Here is a 17449-nt window from a genome sequence, read left to right on the forward strand (position 1 = left end):
AGGAGGGCACCGGAGTGACTGTTCTGGATCAGATCGTGGCGGATACCCGGATCGACGTGGCCGAGCGCGAGGCGAAGCTCAGCCTCGGCGAACTCAAGGAACTCGCGCACGGGCGCGACTCCGCGATCGACGCCGTCTCCGCTCTCAAGCGCGAGGACGTCGTGACCGTCATCGCCGAGGTCAAGCGGTCGAGCCCGTCCAAGGGGGCGCTGGCCGACATCGCCGATCCCGCCGGGCTGGCCGAGGACTACGAGGCCGGGGGCGCCGCGGCGATCTCGGTGCTCACCGAGTCGCGCCGCTTCGGCGGATCGCTCGCCGACTTCGACGCCGTGCGGGCCCGGGTGAGCGTGCCCCTGCTGCGCAAGGACTTCATCGTCACGCCCTATCAGGTGTGGGAGGCGCGCGCCCACGGCGCCGACCTCGTGCTCCTCATCGTCGCGGCCCTCGACCAGCCCGCCCTCGCGGGCCTCGTGGACCGGGTGCACTCCCTCGGCATGACCGCACTCGTGGAGGCACACACGGCCGAGGAGGCCGGCCGCGCCGTGGACGCGGGCGCCCGCATCATCGGGGTCAACGCCCGCGATCTGCGCACCCTCGAGGTGCACCGCGACGTGTTCGCCGACGTCGCCCCGCAGATCCCCGCCGGGATCGTCAAGGTGGCCGAATCGGGTGTCCGCGGACCCCACGACGTGCTCGAGTACGCCCGGTGGGGGGCGGATGCCGTGCTCGTCGGCGAGGCCCTCGTGACCCAGGGCGAACCCCGGACGGCCGTGGCCGACATGGTCGCGGCCGGAGCCCACCCGGCGTTGCGCTCGGCGCGCCCGTGATCCAAGGAGAAGGATGAGCGATCTGCAACACCTGGCCGGGCCCTACTTCGGTGAGTTCGGGGGCCGGTTCGTGCCCGAGGCGCTCATCGCGGCCCTCGACGACCTGACCGCCGGTTGGCGCGCCATGAAGGCCGACCCGGCCTTCCGGGAGGAGCTGTCCGCCCTCCTGCGAGACTACGTCGGCCGGCCGTCTCCGATCACCGAGGTGCCCCGGTTCGCCCAGCACGCCGGCGGGGTGCGGGTCTTCCTCAAGCGGGAGGACCTCAACCACACCGGGTCCCACAAGATCAACAACGTGCTCGGCCAGGCGCTCCTCACCCGCCGGGTGGGCAAGCGCCGCGTGATCGCCGAGACGGGCGCCGGCCAGCACGGTGTCGCCACCGCGACCGCGGCCGCCCTGTTCGGGCTCGACTGCACGATCTACATGGGCGCGGTCGACGTTGAGCGGCAGGCCCTCAACGTGGCGCGGATGCGCCTCCTCGGCGCCGAGGTCGTCGCCGTCTCCTCGGGCTCGCGCACGCTCAAGGACGCGATCAACGAGGCCTTCCGCGACTGGGTCACGAACGTCGAGACCACGAACTACGTCTTCGGCACGGTCGCCGGGCCGCACCCGTTCCCCGAGATGGTCCGCGACCTGCAGAAGATCATCGGCGAGGAGGCCCGGGAGCAGCTGCTCGAACGCACCGGACGGCTCCCGGACGCGGTGCTCGCCTGCGTCGGCGGCGGGTCGAACGCCATGGGCATCTTCAACGCCTTCCTCGACGACGACGGCGTGCGTCTCCTCGGCGCCGAGGCCGCGGGCGACGGGGTCGAGACCGGCCGCCACGCCGCCACGATCACCAAGGGAGCGCCCGGGGTGCTCCACGGCGCCAAGAGCTACCTGCTGCAGGACGAGGACGGTCAGACCATCGAGTCCCACTCGATCTCCGCCGGCCTCGACTACCCGGGCGTCGGGCCCGAACACTCCTACCTCGCGAGCATCGGCCGGGCCGAATACCGCGCGATCACCGATTCCGCCGCGATGGACGCCTTCGCGCTGCTCACCCGCACCGAGGGGATCATGCCCGCGATCGAGTCCTCGCACGCGCTCGCCGCCACGATCGACCTCGGCGCCGAGCTCGCGGCCGCCGGCGCCGACCCGGAGCACACACACCTGCTCGTCAGCCTCTCCGGACGCGGTGACAAGGACGTGGCCACGGCCGCGCACTGGTTCGGACTCGAGAACGAAGGGCAGGGCGCATGAGCCTGACCGCCGCCGCGATCGACGCCGCCCGGGCCGAGGGCCGGGCCGCGCTCATCATCTACCTGCCCGTCGGCTACCCGACCCTCGAGCTCTCCGTCGAGGCGGCCAAGCGGGCCGTCGCCGCGGGCGCCGACGTCATCGAGCTCGGGCTGCCGTATTCGGACCCGGGCATGGACGGCCCGGTGATCGAGGCCGCCGCGGGCCGGGCACTGGCCCAGGGCACGCGCACCCGGGACGTGCTCGCCGCCGTCTCCGAGGTCGCGGCCACCGGGGCGCCGACCCTCGTCATGACCTACTACAACCCCGTGTTCCGCTACGGCGTCGACCGGTTCGCCGCCGACCTGGCCGCGGCCGGGGGAGCGGGCCTCATCACCGCCGACCTCATCCCCGACGAGGCCGGCGACTGGGTGGCCGCCGCCGACGGGCACGACCTCGACAAGGTCTTCGTCGTCGCCCCCTCCTCCACCGACGCCCGGCTCGCGATGACCGCCGCCGCCGGCCGGGGATTCGTGTACGCAGCCTCGACCATGGGCGTGACCGGCACCCGGGCCAGCGTCGGCGTGGCCGCCCACTCGCTCGTGACCCGGTTGCGGGACGCCGGTGCCGAGCGGGTGTGCGTTGGACTCGGCGTCTCGACCGGGGCCCAGGCCGCGGAGGTCGCCCGCTACGCCGACGGGGTGATCGTCGGTTCGGCGGTGGTCAAGGCGCTCTCCTCGAGCCCCGACCCGCAGACGGCCCTCGAGGCGGTCTCGACGATCGTCGGAGAGCTCGCCGCCGGCGTGGGGGCGAGCCGATGATCTCCATGGCGCAGGGGGCTCACGTGACTCAGCTGGTCCCGATGGCGGGCATCCCCAGCCCCACGCAGGGGGTCTGGCACCTCGGGCCCGTGCCGATCCGCGCCTACGCCATCGCGATCCTCGCGGGGATCGCCCTCGGCGCCTGGATCGCGATCCGCCGCTACCGTGCCCGCGGCGGCCCCGAGAACACCGTCGTGGACGCGATGTTCTGGGCCGTCCCGGCCGGGATCATCGGCGCCCGGCTCTACCACGTGTTCTCCTCCCCGGACGCCTACTTCGGCCCGGACGGCGACCTCGTGCGCGCCCTGTACATCTGGGAGGGCGGCCTGGGGATCTGGGGCGCCATCCCCGCCGGGGGGCTGGCCGCGTGGCTCTTCCTGCGCCATCGGGGCCTGCGGCTGGACACCTTCGCCGACGCCCTGGCACCCGGCATCCTCGTGGCGCAGGCCGTCGGCCGGCTCGGCAACTATTTCAACCAGGAGCTCTTCGGCAGCCCGACCACCCTGCCGTGGGGGCTGCAGATCTCCGACGGCACGCTCGCCGCGCAGGGCCTCGACTTCCCGCCCGGCACGCTGTTCCACCCGACCTTCCTCTACGAACTGCTGTGGAACCTCGCCGCGGCGGGCGTGCTCGTGTGGCTCGACCGCCGCTTCCGGCTCGGCCACGGGCGTGTCTTCTGGTCCTACGTCGCGCTCTACACCCTCGGACGCGGCTGGATCGAGACGCTCCGCATCGACCAGGCCGAGCACGTGCTCGGGCTGCGGCTCAACGTGTGGACGGCGATCCTCGTGTTCGCGTTCGCCGTCACCATGGTCGTCGTCATCGGTCGTCGTCATCGCGGCCGCGAGCTCGGCCCGTACCTGCCCGGGCGGGAGCCGGACACGGTGGGCGAGGAGGCGCCGGACCCGGGCGAGGAGGCACCGGACCCGGGCGAGCCCGTGACCGGAGCCGAGGACGAGGCGACCGGAGCCGAGGAGCCTGCGGCGCCGCCGGAACGGGCGCGCGACCGGAATGAGTCCGGATTGTGACCGGGCACGCAGCGCCGGCGCAGCCATAGGCGCTATCGTGATGCGTGTCACGGGCCGACGTCGTCCCTACCGGAAGAAGTGAACCTCTCCAGAGGACGTGAGGACGGTCGGATGATCAGTGGTCGTGAACTGGCGGCAGCGCGCGCACTGCCCGACCTGAGCGACCTCGCCGACCAGCTGAACGACCCGCAGCCGTCCCCTCGCGAGGCCCCGGACGGAGCCGGCGCGGAGGCGGGGTCGGCCGCGGGCGGGGTGGCGTTCATCGCGACCCTGCGGGGCATGCCCGGGCGGGACATCATCGATCACGGCCTCACGGCCCTGCGCAACCTCGACCACCGCCGCGGCGGCCCCGGCGGCGGGGCGGGCGTGCTCACCCAGATCCCCGACGCCCTCATGCGCGACGTGACCGTCGCGGACCTGCCGCGCGCGGGGCACTATGCCGTGGGCATGTGCTTCCTGTCGGCCGACGAGGAGCGGGCCGGGCGGGTGCGCGCCTCGATCGACCTCCTCGCCGGCGAGGAGGGGCTGAGCGTGCTCACCTGGCGTCCGGTGCCGACCCGGCCCGACGTGGCCGCCGGGCCGGTCGCCGCCACGATGCCCTCGGTCTGGCAGCTGTTCGTGCGGCTCGCGCAGCCCGCCTCGCAACCCGAGCACGGCGACCCCGAGGCGCTCCAGCGGCAGGTCTACCGGCTGCGCAAGCGCAGTGAACACGCCACCGACGCCTATTTCGCCAGCTTCTCCGCCCGCACGATCCTGTACAAGGCGCTCGTGGGGGCCGGCGACCTCGAGCGGTTCTATCCGGACCTGTCGGATCCGCGGTTCGCCTCCGAGATCGCGGTCGTCCACTCCCGCGCCGCGCAGTCCGAGAGCCTCGACTGGGCCCACGCCCACCCCTTCCGGGTCGCCGCCCACGACGGCACGATCACGTCGATCAACGCGAACCGCAGCTGGGTGGCGGCGCGGGCGCACGCGTTCGCGGCCGAGGGCCTCGGCGACGTGGCGGACCTCGGGCCGATCTGCTCGCCCCAGGAGTCGCCCGCCGCGAGCTTCGACGAACTGCTCGAACTGCTCCACGTCTCGGGGCGGTCCCTGCCGCACGCCGTTCTCATGATGCTCCCCGAGGCCTGGGAGCACCATGCCGGCATGGATCCGCATCACCGTGCCTTCTACCAGTACTACGCCACGATGCTGGAGTCGTGGGACGGCCCGGCGGCGGTGTGCTTCACCGACGGCCGGTTCGTGGGGGCGACGGGCGACCGCCACGGCCTGCGCGCGGGCCGGTACGTGCTCACCGAGGACGGCCTCGTGGTGCTCGCCTCCGAGGTCGGCGTGCTCGACATCGATCCCTCCCGGATCGCCCGGAAGGGCCGGCTGGCCCCGGGCACCATCTTCCTCGTCGACACGGGCATCGGGCAGATCCTCGAGGATCGGGCGATCAAGTCCCCGCTCGCCGAGCGGTACCCGTACTCGGAATGGCTCGAGGCCAACCTGCGCCCGCTCGAGCCGGAGCCGGGAGCGCGCACGGCGGCCGAGCCCGATTCGCGGGAGCTGGCCCGCTGGCATCACCTCTTCGGGTACCGGGGGGAGGAGATCCAGGCCCTCCTCGTGCCCACGGCCATGACCGGCATCGCGCCGATCGGACCGGCCGTCGCCGCGGCCGCGGGCACGCGGCCCCGGCTCCTCTTCGACTACTTCTGCGAGCCCCGCCCCCAGGTGACCCAGGCCCCCATCGACGCCGTGCGGGAGGAGGTCGTCAGTTCGCTCGCGGCCGCGATCGGCCCCGAGGCCAACCTCCTCGCCGACGGTCCCGAGCACGCCCGCAAGGTCGTGGTCCGCGGGCCGGCGATCGCCAACGACGAGCTCGCGATGCTCGCGGCCATGGACGGGCGCGACGGCGGCTTCACCACCCGGCGGATCTCGGCCACGGTCGATCCGGCACGGGGGGCGAGCGCCCTGCGCGCGCGGCTGGCGCAGATCCTCGCGGAGGTCGATGCGGCCGTGGCCGACGGGGTCGACTTCCTCCTGCTCTCGGACCGGGTGGCCCCCGGGTCCGCCCGGTCGCCGATCCCGTCGCTGCTCGTCACCTCGGCCGTGCACTCCCACCTGGGTCGCACGGGGGATCGCGCCCGGGTGAGTCTCGTGGTCGAGGCCGGGGACGTGCGCGACGTGCACCAGCTCGCCCGGCTCATCGACTACGGCGCGGCGTGCGTCAACCCGTACGTGGCCATCTCCACCGTCGTCCACCGGGTCCGCACCGGCGCGCTGGCCGGCATTCATCCCGAGGTCGCGGTGCAGAACCTCCTCGGCGGGCTCGGGCGCGGACTCCTGCAGGTCATGGGCGCGCACGGCATCTCCGCCCTCGGCGCCTATCGGGGATCGAGGCTGTGCCACACCCTCGGCCTCGACCACGACCTCGTGGCCGAATTCTTCCCCGGCACCGCGAGCATGGTCGGCGGCGTCGGCCTCGAACGCATCGTCGCCGACCTGCCGCGCGGCCGGGCGGGCACGGTCGACCCGCCGGTCGCCCCGGCGCGGCCCCTGCAGGACCTGCTCGACCTGCGCGCCGACGCGCCCCCGCGCCCCCGGGGGCGGTCCGACGGCGCCCTCGACCGTGTCGAGTCCGCCGAGTCCGCCGAGTCCGCCGAGTCCGTCGAGTCCGTCGAGCCCGTCGAGGCGATCCGCGCGCGCCTGCACGTCCACTCCTCGACGCACCGGCCGGTCGACGTCACGGTGAGCCGCTACGCCCTCACGGCGGCGGCCGTCGCGGCGGCGTCGGTCCTGCGGCTCGCGCCCCCGCCCCACCACGACGTGACCGGCACCGACGATCTCGCTCAGCTCGTGCGGGACCTGCGCCGCGCCGCCCCCGCCGCCCGGATCTGGGTGCAGCTGCTCACCGAGCCGACGATGGGCTCCTACGTGCCCGGGATCGTGGACTCCCACGCCGACGCGATCGTCGTCTCCGCCGAGGCCGAGGCCGTCGCGGGAGCGGCCCGCGGCCGCGGCGACCTGCTCGACGACCTCCATCGCCGCGGCCTGCCGTGGGAACTGGGGCTGCTCGCGACCCGACGTCGACTCGACCGGGCCGGCGACCGGACCGTCCGCCTCGTGGCGGACGCCGACCTGCGCGACGGCCACGACGTCGTCGTCGCCGCGCTGCTGGGGGCCGAGGAGTTCGTGCTCGCCCCCGAGGCCGACCCCGAAGCCGTCGCCGCGGAGGTCCGGGAGCTGCTCGGACGCCTCGGCGCCCGCGGCCTCGCCGGGATCGTCGGACGCGGCGAGTTCCTCGACACCTCCCGCGCCGTGTCCGAATGGGCCGGGCACGGGCTCGACCTGAGCGACCTCCTCGCCCCGACACCCGGGCAGCCGGCGGGCCCGAGCAGCCCGGCGGCACACCCCGACACACCCGACGGGCCGCCTGAGCCGTTCGAGCGTCCCTCCGCCCTCGAGGAGGCGTTGGCGCGCGGCGCCCGCACCGCCCTGACCGGTGGCGGCGCCGTCCGGCTCGAGGCGAGGATCGACAGCGCCGACGCGAGCATCGGAACGCGTCTGGGGGCCGAGGTGACCCGCCGATACGGACCGGTCGGCCTGCCGGCCGGGACGGTCACGGTCGACCTGCGGGGCACGGCCGGGCAGAGCCTCGGCGCGTTCCTGCCGGCCGGCGTCACGCTGAGCGTCGTCGGCGACGCGAACGACTACGTGGCCAAGGGGCTCTCCGGGGGGCGGGTCATCGTGCGGCCCGACCGGGCATCGGTGTTCGCCTCCGGGGCGAACGTCATCGCGGGCAACGCGGTGGCCTACGGCGCCAGTTCGGGATCGGTCTTCCTCGGCGGCACCGTGGGGGAGCGGTTCGGGCTGCGCAACGACGGGGCGACCCTCATCTGCGAGGGCGCCGGCGACCATGCCTGCGAGTTCATGTCCGGCGGGACCGTGCTCATCCTCGGCCCGACCGGCTGGAACCTCGGTGCCGGGATGAGCGGTGGAGTGGCGTACGTGCTCGACCTGGAGGAGGAGCTGCTCCATCGGGCGCGGGGCGGACAGTTGCGCACCGGCGGCGTCGACGAGTTCGACGTCCGGGCCCTGACCGTGCTCCTGGCCGAGCACGCCGAGGTGACCGATTCCCGGATCGCCACGGCGCTGCTGTCGAACCCCGACGACATCGAGACCCGGTTCACGCGCGTGCAGCCGCGGGCGATCGACACCGGCGCCGGCCCCCGATCCGAGCGGGTGAGCCACGTCACCAACGCCTGGGAGCGGATCATCGCCCGGCGCTGGCACTGAACCACGTCGCCGCCTCGACCGGGGCGACGACGGATACGGACGGCGGGGGTCTGCGCAGTGGACGCTCGTCTCGAGAAGCAGGAAGAAGGGAATAGGCTGACCCCCATGCGAAGAGCCAAAATCGTGTGCACGCTCGGTCCGGCGACGGAATCGGACGAGATGGTGCAAGCACTAGTCGATGCCGGAATGGACGTGGCGCGGATCAACCGCAGCCACGGTGACGCGGAGGACCACGCGCGGGTGTACCACCGGGTGCGCGCCGCCGCCGAGGCCTCGGGCCGGGCCGTCGCGGTGCTCGTCGACCTGCAGGGGCCGAAGATCCGGCTCGGCCGGTTCGCCGAGGGCCACCACGAGCTCGCCGAGGGCGACATCTTCACGATCACCACCGAGGACGTGCCCGGCACGAAGGAGCTCGTCTCGACGACGTTCAAGGGCCTCCCGCAGGACGTGTCCGTCGGGGACGCCATCCTCATCGACGACGGCCGCGTGACCGTCCGGGTCACCGACGTGACCGCCACCCGCGTGACCACCCGCGTCGAGGTGCCCGGACCCGTCTCGAACAACAAGGGGCTCAACCTGCCCGGCGTGGCCGTCAACGTGCCCGCCCTGAGCGAGAAGGACGCCGAGGACCTGCGCTGGGCGCTCGACCTCGGCGCCGACTTCATCGCGCTGTCGTTCGTGCGCAGCGCGGCCGACTACGACGACGTGCGGGCGATCATGGACGAGAAGGGCCGGATCGTGCCGGTCGTCGCCAAGATCGAGAAGCCGCAGGCCGTGGACAACCTCGAGGAGATCGTCGACGCCTTCGACGGCATCATGGTCGCCCGCGGCGACCTCGGCGTCGAGCTCCCGCTCGAGCAGGTGCCGATCGTGCAGAAGCGCGCGGTGGAGCTGTGCCAGCAGTACGCCAAGCCGGTCATCGTGGCCACCCAGGTGCTCGAGTCGATGATCTCCTCCCCGCGGCCCACCCGCGCCGAGGCCTCCGACTGCGCCAACGCGGTGCTCGACGGCGCGGACGCGGTCATGCTCTCGGGCGAGACGAGCGTGGGCAAGTACCCGATCGTGTGCGTGGAGACCATGGCGCGGATCATCGCCACCACCGAGGAGAACGGGATGGACCGGATCACGCGCAAGGCGCAGGATCCGCACACCCGCGGCGGCGTGATCACGAAGGCCGCGAACGACATCGGCGAGGCCCTCGACGCCACCTACCTCGCCTGCTTCACCCAGTCGGGCGACTCGGCCCGGCGGATGTCGCGGCTGCGGTCGCGCATCCCGCTGCTCGCCTTCACCCCGGTCGCCGACGTGCGCTCCCGGCTCGCGCTCAGCTGGGGAGTGCAGACCTTCCTCGTTCCGCAGGTCGCGCACACCGACGACATGGTGCGCCAGGTCGACGTGACGCTGCGCGAGCAGGGGGCGAGCCGGGAGGGCGACCGCGTGGTCGTCGTCGCCGGTGCGCCCCCGGGGATCGCCGGCAGCACGAACTCGATCCGCGTGCACAAGATGGGCGACCGGTTCGACTGACGTCGATGCCCTCGATGCCCGAGGCACGGTGATGAGGCGGCGGCGCTCCCCCGGGGGCGCCGCCGTCTCGCGCTCGGGGAGGGCCATCAGGTGCATTCGCTACCATCCACGGGGACGAGGGTTCCATCAGATGCAGGAGGGCGTGTGAACGTGCGATCCCGACGGCTGTCCACCGTCGCTGCGGCGCTGACCGCGGCGGCCCTGCTCGCCGCCTGCGGGGTGCTGCCCGACGGCGGGGCGGCGGGCGACGAGGCCCCCTCGGGCCGCGGCGGCTCGGCGGCGGGCGACCCGCCGGTCACCCTCGCCCCGCAACTGCAGGACTGCGGCACCGGCGGCGAGGACCAACTCACCCTGGCCGACACCGATCTGACGCGCGCGACCTGGGACCTGCCCGAGGGCTTCGAGGTCACGGGCGGCTACTACGAGGACAACCCGGTGGAGGAGAACATCCTCGACCTGTGGGTCGCGAAGCCGGTCGGCACGGTGCCCACGCTCAACGTGCTCGACGTCGTCAGCTACGACGGCCTCCAATGGACCGAGGGCGGGGAGGAGTGCGGGGCCGTGCCGCTCTCGGCCGTGAGTGACCGGCTCGCCCACTACCGCCAGGTCATCGGTGCCGTGCCCCTCGACGACCCGGAGCTGACCGAGGTCGGCGGCTACCCGGCGATGCGGCAGAGCCTCGAGGTGTCCAAGTACAGCTACGAGGGCTACTGGCTCTTCTCCACCACCCAGCTCCTGCACATCTACTGCCAGTGGACCGATCCCGCCTACGAGGAGATCATCACCGACGGCTGCGCGGAGCTCATCGCCTCGGTCGAGGTGGACGCGCCGGTCTCCTGAGCGGGCGCTCCGCCCGCGGGCGCTCCGCCCGCGGGCGCTCGGCCCGCGGGCGCTCGGCCCGCGGGCGCTCGGCCCGCGGGCGCTCGGCTACCGGGCCACCGCCACCGCGGTGAGCGTGTGCGGCGCGACCTCGGTCCGGCCGGCGTCGTGGACCGGCGCGGCGGCGCCCGGACGGGCGGCCCACAGCGAGAGTTCGGCCCCGGGCACGAGCGTGATCCGCATCGGCATCCCCGCCTGCGCCCATTCCCGCAGTTCCGCCGCGCCCGCGGGCGTGGCCAGGGAACCGAGCGCCCAGTGCCAGAGCGCATGGGCGGCCTGCGCGGCGGCCTTGCCCGTGGAGATCTCGGTCATGACGGCGATGTGAACCGGGCCATTCTCACTGGGCTCACTGGGCTCACTGATCTCGTCGGGCTCGCGGGGGTAGTCGAGGCCGCTCACCTGTGCCCCGGCCGCGCGCCGCGGGAACTCCCCGTAGTGCATGGGCGCCAGGGCGATGACGTCGCCCTGCGGGAGCGTGCGGACGGCGCAGTCCGCCCCGGTCTCGACCGCCCACCGCCGTACCTGGTCGAGGTGGGCGCCCGCCTTGACCCGGCGCACGGTCTTCGCGGGGGCGACGTCGAGCCACGTCGCCCACGGCTCCGGCGGACCGGCCTGCGTGGCGACCGATTCGCCGGCGGGCGCGTCGAGATAGGCGGCGAGGGACGCGGCGGCGACGGCCCGGATCGTGGCCAGGTGCGTTCCCGAGCGGGGCACGAGGATCGGCTGGACGAGATCGGTCGCCGGATCGTAGGCCCTCATGGCTCGCACCCTACTCCGTGGCGGACTCCCGCTCCCGCCGCACGTGGGAGCGGGCGTGGGCGAGCGCGTCGTCGAGCTCGAGGAAGAGGTGCCTGTGGTGCCGCAGCGAGCCGAGCACGCCGATCGTCTCGAACAGGGAGCTGTGGCCGGGCCGGACCCCCTTGATGAGCACGGTGACCCCGCGCGCCTCGAGCCGCTGCACGATCTCGCTCAGCGTGTGCGCCCCGGTCGCATCGACCAGTTCGAGCTGGGACATCTGCAGCACGACCACGGAGACGTCGTCGATCCCGGTGACGGCCTCGAGCACGCGGTCGGCCGCGGCGAAGAACAGCGGGCCGCGGATGCGCACGAGCGCGATCCGGTCGTCGCCCGGCTCGCGGGCGCCGCGGATCTGTTCGCGGCGCACTCCGGTCGAGCGGGAGAGGGAGCGCAGGGCGAAGAAGCCCGCCACGACGATCCCGATGATCACCGCGACGATGAGGTCGACCGAGATCGTCACGACCGCGGTGACGACGTAGGCGGCCGCGTCGGCCCGCGTGGAGAACAGGATCGATCGGGCCGCGCGCCGGTTGACCATCCGGGAGGCGGTGACCATGAGCACGCCCGCCAGTGCCGCGAGCGGCACGGCGCCCACGGGGGCCGCCGCCACGAGCACGATGAGCAGCAGCACGACCGCGTGGGCGGAGGAGGCGACCCGGGTGCGGGCGCCGGCGCGCAGGTTGACGGCGGTGCGCGCGATCGCGCCCGTGGCGGGCATCCCGCCGAACAGGCCGGCACCGATCGAGGCGATCCCCTGCCCCACGAGCTCGCGGTCCGGGTCGTAGCGGCCGGTGTCGCCCATCGAGGCCGCCACCCGCACCGACAGCAGCGACTCGATGCCCGCGAGGGCCGCGACCGTGACGGCCGGCAGGAGCAGGGAGGCCGCCGTGGCCGCGTCGATCGCCGGCAGGCGCGGGGCGGTGATCGCGCTCGGCAGCTCGCCGATGACCGCGAGCGGCGTGGGTAGCACGAGCGCGATCACGGTGACAACGACGATCCCGACGAGCGAGCCGGGGATCCCCGAATGTATTCGGGGCAGGCCGATCATGCAGGCGGCCACGATCGCCACGGCCCCGAGCGACCACAGCAGGTAGACCGGCTCGGCGGCGGCGAGCGCCCGGTAGGCGGCGACGACGACGTTCGTGTGCTCGGGCGTACGACCGGCGACCGAGGGGATCTGCTGGAGGAAGATGATCACGCCGATGCCGAGGGTGAAGCCCTCGATCACCGGCCACGGGATGAAGGAGACGGTCCGCCCGAGCCGCAGCATCCCGGCCACGAGCACGATCACCCCGCCCATGAGGCTGACGAGCGCGACGGCCTCGATCCCGTGGGTGGCCACGATCGGGGCGAGCACGACGACCATGGCGCCGGTGGGTCCGGAGACCTGCACGTTCGAACCGCCGAAGACGGCCGCGAGGAAGCCGGCGACGATCGCGGTGACGAGGCCGGCCTGCGCGCCGGCGCCGGAGGAGATCCCGAAGCCGAGCGCCAGCGGCAGGGCGACGATCCCGACCGTCAGGCCGGCGAGCAGGTCACCGCGCCAACTGCGGCCCAGGCCGGCGTAGTCGGAACGTTGCGGCAGCAGCGTGCGGGCGTACTCCCAGGCACGGTTCATCGAGCACTCACGTGGGTCCCTTCCCGGTGGCACGGCGTGGCCACGGGCGGCCGGCCCCACCGCTCGTCACCATACCGATACCCGGGCGACGCAGCGGCGGGCCGGTGCCTCGGAGCGACTCAGAGCATCTCGAGCGGGGCCGGCCCGGTGGGCGGCGGGAAGGCGGCGTCGATGCGGCGCAGGTCCGCCGGCGTGAGCCGCAGCGTTCCCGCGCGGGCGTTGGCGCGCGCGTGCTCGGGCGAGGAGGCCTTCGGGATGGCGACCACGTCGCCGTCCCGGATCGCCCAGGCGAGCAGCACCTGCGCGACGTCGACCCCATGACCCTCGGCGACCTCGGCCAGCACCGGATCGCCCAGCAGCCGGCCCTGCTCGATGGGGGAGTAGGCCATCGTCGTGATCGCCGGGTCGCGGCGGCGGTGCGCCGGCAGCAGGTCGAACTCGACGCCCCGGCGCGAGGGGTTGTACAGGACCTGGTTGACGAGGGGCGGCGCGGGCAGGTCGGCCAGGTCGAGGGCGTCGAGGTTGCTCACTCCCCAGGCGCCGATGAGCCCGCGCCCGCGCAGATGCTCGAACGCCTCGACGGTCTCGGCCACGGGATGGGGGCCGGGCCAGTGGAGCAGGTAGAGGTCGATCCGGTCCGTCCCGAGAGCCCGCAGCGAGCGCTCGCAGGCCTCGATCGTGCCCCGGGCCGAGGCGTTCGAGGGCAGCACCTTGTCCACGAGGTAGACCTCGTCGCGCACCGGCGCGATCGCCTCCCCGACGAGGCTCTCGCTGCGGCCCCCGCCGTACATCTCGGCCGTGTCGACGAGGGTGAGGCCCGCCTCGATCCCCGCGCGCAGGGCCGCGATCTCGATGTCGCGTGTGCCCGGGTCGTCGCCCAGATACCAGGTGCCCTGCCCGAGCCTCGGCACGACGGTGCCGTCGGCCAGGGTGAGGGTGGCGGCGGTCGTCATCACGTCAGCCTAGCCGTGCCCACCCGTGGCGATCACGTGCCGATAGGTGCGTTCCCACCCCGCGGCGGTCGCCTGCCAGGGATGCGCCAGGGCGTGCTCGCGGCCCGCCCGGCCCAACTCGGCGGCGCGGCCGGGATCCTCGAGGAGGGAGCGGATCGTGCCGGCCCAGACCTCCGGGTCCCGGTCCGGCAGCAGGATGCCGGTGACCCCGTCGAGCACGGCGTCGCTCAGGCCCCCGGCACGGGAGGCGATGACCGGCCGGCCCGAGGCCGCGCCCTCGAGGGCGACGAGCCCGTACGTCTCGGAGTGGGAGGGCACGAGCACGGCGAGCGCGTGCCGCATCCGCTCGGCCAGGTCGGCCCGTCCGAGCGGACCGGCGAACTCCACGTCGCCGGCGACATGGAGGCCGCGGGCCAGCTCGTGCAGATCGGCGGCGTAGTCGGCGAAGCCGCCGGTCGGGGCGCCGGAGACCACGAGCAGCGGGCGCGGCTCGTCGAGGCGGGCGAGGGCCTCGATCGCCAGGTCGACGCCCTTGAGCGGTTCGAGCCGGGCGGCGACCACGAGTCGTGGCCGCCCGGCGGAGGTGCCCGGGACGGTCGGACCTGTCGGAGCGATCGGATGGAATTGTTCCGAGTCCACCCCCGGCGGCACCACGACCACCCGCGAGGGCGCGCTGCCGAGCCGGCCCACGGCCGTGTTCGCCTCGGCGTGGCTCACCGCGATCACAGCATCGGACTCGCGCGCGAGCAGCCGCTCACCGGGCAGGCGCCCCGGGCCCTCCGGGCGCTCCCCGAACGCGAGCGGATCGGCCGGGTCGGCGGCGATCGAGTGGAAGCTCTGCACGTGGCCCAGGCCGCGCTCGCGGGCGATCGCCAGCGCGCTCATCCCGGAGAACCAGTGGTGGGAGTGGAGGATGTCCCACGGTCCCTCGCGGGCGAGCGCCTCGGTGAACTCCTCGACGTGATCCTCGAGCTCGGCCTTGCTCAGCGGGGTGGGCGGGCCGGCCGGCAGATGGTGCACGACCACGCCCGGTGAGTGGGAGACCCGGGCCGGGGACGCGCCGTCCCCGCGCCGGCAGTAGATGTCCACGCTGTGGCCGGCCGCGCCGAGACGCTCGGCGACCTGACGCACGACGACGTTCATGCCGCCGACGTCGCCCGCGCCCGGGCGCCCGATCGGGGAGGTGTGCATGGAGACGAGGGCGATCCGCAGGGGTGGACCGTCGGCGCCCGGCTGGCAGCTCATGCCATCGACCCTACCCGGGCCGGCCGGAGCCCACCCGGACCACCGGGACCCTACCGGGCCCGACCGTGCAGCCGGAGGAGCGCGGCGGCCACCTCGGCGGGCGCCTCGAGGCAGCTCAGGTGCCCGGCGCCCGGCACTGTGACCGGCTCCGCCCCCGGGCCCGGCCCCCGACCGAGCGCCGCCGCCATCGAGGTGAGCGCCGCGGGCGGGATCGCGGCGTCGAACTCGCCGCGGAGCACGAGACCCGGGCCGGCGACGCGCTCGAGCACCCCGAGCCGGCCCGGCCGGGCCGCCATCGCCCGCTGCGCCCAGGCGATCGCCGGACCCGGAGCCTCGGCGAGCCGGCTGCGCACCCGGTCCGTGATCTCCGGGCGCCGCGCCCGGGTCGCGGGGGCGAGCAGGGTCTCGACCATCCCCAGCACCGCCTCGGCCCCGACCTCCTCCGCGCGCCCCGCCACCGCGAGCCGGCCGGCGCGTGCCTGCTCCGAATCGGCCTCGGCCTTCGTGTCGAGCAGCCCGATCCCGGCGAGGAGTCCCGGATGGCGCTCCGCGAGGGCGAGGGCCGTGTACCCGCCCATCGAGAGCCCGGCCACGACGGCGCGCCCGATCCCGGCGCCGGTGAGCGTCGAATGGACGGCGTCCGCGTACGCCTCGAGCGAGGGCTCGCCCGGGAGCGGGGCCGAGCCGCCGAACCCGGGTGCGTCGAGCGTGACGACCGGCACGCTGCGCAGGTGCGGGAGGGCGTCGTCCCAGATCCTCGAATCGAGCGGAAAGGCGTGCAGCAGCACGAGCGGGAGGCCGCCGGCGGGGCCGTGCCGGCGCAGGGCGAGGGGCGGGGTGCTCATGTTCGCCAGGATCCCACGCGCCGCGGGCGCCCTGCCAGGGCGGGCTGCGCTGGGCTCTGGGCGGCTCTGGGCGGCTTCGGGGCGGCTTCGGGCAGCCTCGGGCGGCCTCGGCCGACTCCGGGGCAGAATGGGGGCGTGTCAGTTCATGTCCGTGGCCCGCGGGTGCCGATCCCGGGTCAGATCTGGGTGCTCGTGGGGGCCGCGTTCGTCATCGCGATCGGGTTCGGGCTCGTCTCGCCCGTGCTGCCGGCGTATGCGCGCTCCTTCGACGTCGGGGTCGCGGCCGCCTCCGTGATCGTCTCGGCGTTCGCGTTCTTCCGGCTCGTGTTCGCCCCCGTGGGCGGCCGGCTCGTGGGGCTGCTGGGGGAGCGGCCGGTCTACCTCGTGGGCCTGCTCATCGTGGCGGCCTCCTCGATCGCGACCGCCTTCGCCACGTCGTATCCGCAGCTGCTGCTGTTCCGCGGGCTCGGGGGCATCGGCTCGACGATGTTCACGATCTCGGCGATGGCGCTGCTCGTGCGGCTCGCGCCGACGTCGGCCCGGGGCCGGGTGTCCTCGGCCTACGGCTCGGCGTTCCTCATCGGCGGGATGATCGGCCCGGTGCTCGGCGGCCTCCTCGCCGTCTACGGGATGCGGGTGCCGTTCATCGTGTACGGGATCGCGCTGCTCGTGGCGGCGACGGTCGTGGCGATCGGGCTCGGCGGGAGCCGGCTGGTCCGGCACGACCCCGGGGCGGGCGGCGCCGCCGCGATGACCCTGCGGGAGGCGTGGGCGCTGCCCGCCTACCGCGCGACCCTCGTCTCCGGCGCGGCCAACGGCTGGACGAACTTCGGGGTGCGCATGGCGGTGCTGCCGCTGCTCGCGATCGCCGTGCTCGACGAGCCGTGGGTCGCGGGCGCGGTGCTCGCGATCGGGGCCGTCGGAACGGCCGGCACGCTGCAGGTCTCGGGGCGGCTCGCGGACCGGATCGGGCGCCGCCCGCTCATCGTGGCGGGCATGCTCGTCATGGCCGTGGCGATGGGCCTGCTCGGGCTCACGGGCCGCGACGGACTCGGGGACGGGGTCGGACTCGGCGCCCTCTTCGCGCTCTCCCTGCTCTCCGGGATCGGCGCCGGGTTCGTGAGCCCCGGTCTGCAGGCGGCCGTGGCGGACGTGATCGGGCGCGAACGCGGCGGCGGCACGGTGCTGTCGGCGTTCCAGATGTCCCAGGACGGCGGCGCGATCCTCGGACCGATCCTCATCGGGGTCGTCGCCGACCGGGCCGGCTTCGAGGCGGCGTTCCTCGCGACCGGGATCGTCTGCCTCGTCGGCGCCGCGCCGTGGCTGTGGGCGCGCGACACGCTCGAGTTCGTGCCCGCACCGGTCACCGAGGGCGAGGCGGCCTGACCGGCGTCCCCGTCTTTCGGACGGCGGG

Annotated in this window: 13 protein-coding genes; 8 read left to right on the forward strand and 5 right to left on the reverse strand. The window is 74.3% G+C overall.

The window, feature by feature from the left end; genetic code table 11:
* The first annotated feature begins 14 nt into the window (after window positions 1–14).
* The 7 genes from trpC (at window position 15) to GCE65_RS06445 (ending at window position 10537) form a co-directional block, all read left to right on the forward strand.
* Window positions 15–827, forward strand: coding sequence for an indole-3-glycerol phosphate synthase TrpC (gene trpC, locus GCE65_RS06415; RefSeq protein WP_153877801.1), 813 nt, complete (start codon window positions 15–17; stop codon window positions 825–827).
* 13 nt (window positions 828–840) lie between these two features.
* A complete protein-coding gene (gene trpB / locus GCE65_RS06420) occupies window positions 841–2070 on the forward strand; it encodes a tryptophan synthase subunit beta (protein ID WP_153877802.1) in 1230 nt (409 codons plus the stop codon).
* A complete protein-coding gene (gene trpA, locus GCE65_RS06425) occupies window positions 2067–2867 on the forward strand; it encodes a tryptophan synthase subunit alpha (protein WP_153877803.1) in 801 nt (266 codons plus the stop codon). Before trpB ends, trpA begins: the two co-directional genes overlap by 4 nt.
* Before the next feature lie 5 nt (window positions 2868–2872).
* Window positions 2873–3895, forward strand: a complete 1023-nt coding sequence (lgt, locus tag GCE65_RS06430; protein WP_194928851.1) for a prolipoprotein diacylglyceryl transferase — start codon at window positions 2873–2875, stop codon at window positions 3893–3895.
* A gap of 111 nt (window positions 3896–4006) precedes the next feature.
* Window positions 4007–8173 carry a glutamate synthase central domain-containing protein gene (locus GCE65_RS06435; RefSeq protein WP_153877805.1) on the forward strand — a complete coding sequence of 1389 codons (4167 nt, stop codon included), beginning with the start codon at window positions 4007–4009 and terminating at the stop codon, window positions 8171–8173.
* Window positions 8174–8278: 105 nt separating this feature from the next.
* Window positions 8279–9697: a pyruvate kinase gene (pyk, locus tag GCE65_RS06440; RefSeq protein WP_152818846.1), complete on the forward strand. Its 1419-nt coding sequence runs from the start codon at window positions 8279–8281 to the stop codon at window positions 9695–9697.
* Window positions 9698–9841: 144 nt separating this feature from the next.
* Window positions 9842–10537 carry a hypothetical protein gene (locus tag GCE65_RS06445; RefSeq protein ID WP_152818848.1) on the forward strand — a complete coding sequence of 232 codons (696 nt, stop codon included), beginning with the start codon at window positions 9842–9844 and terminating at the stop codon, window positions 10535–10537.
* Window positions 10538–10624: 87 nt separating this feature from the next.
* On the opposite strand, the gene GCE65_RS06450 is transcribed toward GCE65_RS06445, so the two are convergent.
* From GCE65_RS06450 to GCE65_RS06470, 5 genes are all read right to left on the reverse strand, one after another.
* Window positions 10625–11335 carry a peptidyl-tRNA hydrolase gene (locus tag GCE65_RS06450; RefSeq protein ID WP_153877806.1) on the reverse strand — a complete coding sequence of 237 codons (711 nt, stop codon included), beginning with the start codon at window positions 11333–11335 and terminating at the stop codon, window positions 10625–10627.
* Window positions 11336–11345: 10 nt separating this feature from the next.
* Window positions 11346–12992 (reverse strand): SulP family inorganic anion transporter, encoded by a 1647-nt coding sequence (locus tag GCE65_RS06455; protein WP_153877807.1) that lies wholly within the window; start codon window positions 12990–12992, stop codon window positions 11346–11348.
* A gap of 119 nt (window positions 12993–13111) precedes the next feature.
* On the reverse strand, window positions 13112–13945 hold the full coding sequence (locus tag GCE65_RS06460; protein WP_153877808.1) for an aldo/keto reductase: 834 nt from the start codon (window positions 13943–13945) through the stop codon (window positions 13112–13114).
* A gap of 9 nt (window positions 13946–13954) precedes the next feature.
* On the reverse strand, window positions 13955–15190 hold the full coding sequence (locus GCE65_RS06465; protein WP_153877809.1) for a glycosyltransferase: 1236 nt from the start codon (window positions 15188–15190) through the stop codon (window positions 13955–13957).
* Window positions 15191–15240: 50 nt separating this feature from the next.
* Entirely contained in the window at window positions 15241–16035 is a 795-nt protein-coding gene (locus GCE65_RS06470; protein ID WP_153877810.1) for an alpha/beta fold hydrolase, read from the reverse strand.
* 135 nt (window positions 16036–16170) lie between these two features.
* Here GCE65_RS06470 and GCE65_RS06475 point away from each other — a divergent pair, with 135 nt between their 5' ends.
* Window positions 16171–17421 carry an MFS transporter gene (locus GCE65_RS06475; RefSeq protein ID WP_153877811.1) on the forward strand — a complete coding sequence of 417 codons (1251 nt, stop codon included), beginning with the start codon at window positions 16171–16173 and terminating at the stop codon, window positions 17419–17421.
* The last annotated feature ends 28 nt before the right edge of the window (window positions 17422–17449 follow it).

The sequence above is a fragment of the Pseudactinotalea sp. HY158 genome, assembly GCF_009660225.1.
In the GTDB taxonomy this organism is placed as follows: Bacteria; Actinomycetota; Actinomycetes; order Actinomycetales; family Beutenbergiaceae; genus HY158.

Excerpts from the sequence above, each read along its gene's own strand:
- GCE65_RS06450 (WP_153877806.1), bottom strand. The coding sequence starts at position 11,335 with ATGAGGGCCTACGATCCGGCGACCGATCTCGTCCAGCCGATCCTCGTG.
- GCE65_RS06465 (WP_153877809.1), bottom strand. The coding sequence starts at position 15,190 with ATGAGCTGCCAGCCGGGCGCCGACGGTCCACCCCTGCGGATCGCCCTC.
- GCE65_RS06470 (WP_153877810.1), bottom strand. The coding sequence starts at position 16,035 with ATGAGCACCCCGCCCCTCGCCCTGCGCCGGCACGGCCCCGCCGGCGGC.
- GCE65_RS06455 (WP_153877807.1), bottom strand. The coding sequence starts at position 12,992 with ATGAACCGTGCCTGGGAGTACGCCCGCACGCTGCTGCCGCAACGTTCC.
- trpB (WP_153877802.1), top strand. The coding sequence starts at position 841 with ATGAGCGATCTGCAACACCTGGCCGGGCCCTACTTCGGTGAGTTCGGG.
- GCE65_RS06460 (WP_153877808.1), bottom strand. The coding sequence starts at position 13,945 with ATGACGACCGCCGCCACCCTCACCCTGGCCGACGGCACCGTCGTGCCG.
- trpA (WP_153877803.1), top strand. The coding sequence starts at position 2,067 with ATGAGCCTGACCGCCGCCGCGATCGACGCCGCCCGGGCCGAGGGCCGG.
- pyk (WP_152818846.1), top strand. The coding sequence starts at position 8,279 with ATGCGAAGAGCCAAAATCGTGTGCACGCTCGGTCCGGCGACGGAATCG.
- lgt (WP_194928851.1), top strand. The coding sequence starts at position 2,873 with ATGGCGCAGGGGGCTCACGTGACTCAGCTGGTCCCGATGGCGGGCATC.
- GCE65_RS06435 (WP_153877805.1), top strand. The coding sequence starts at position 4,007 with ATGATCAGTGGTCGTGAACTGGCGGCAGCGCGCGCACTGCCCGACCTG.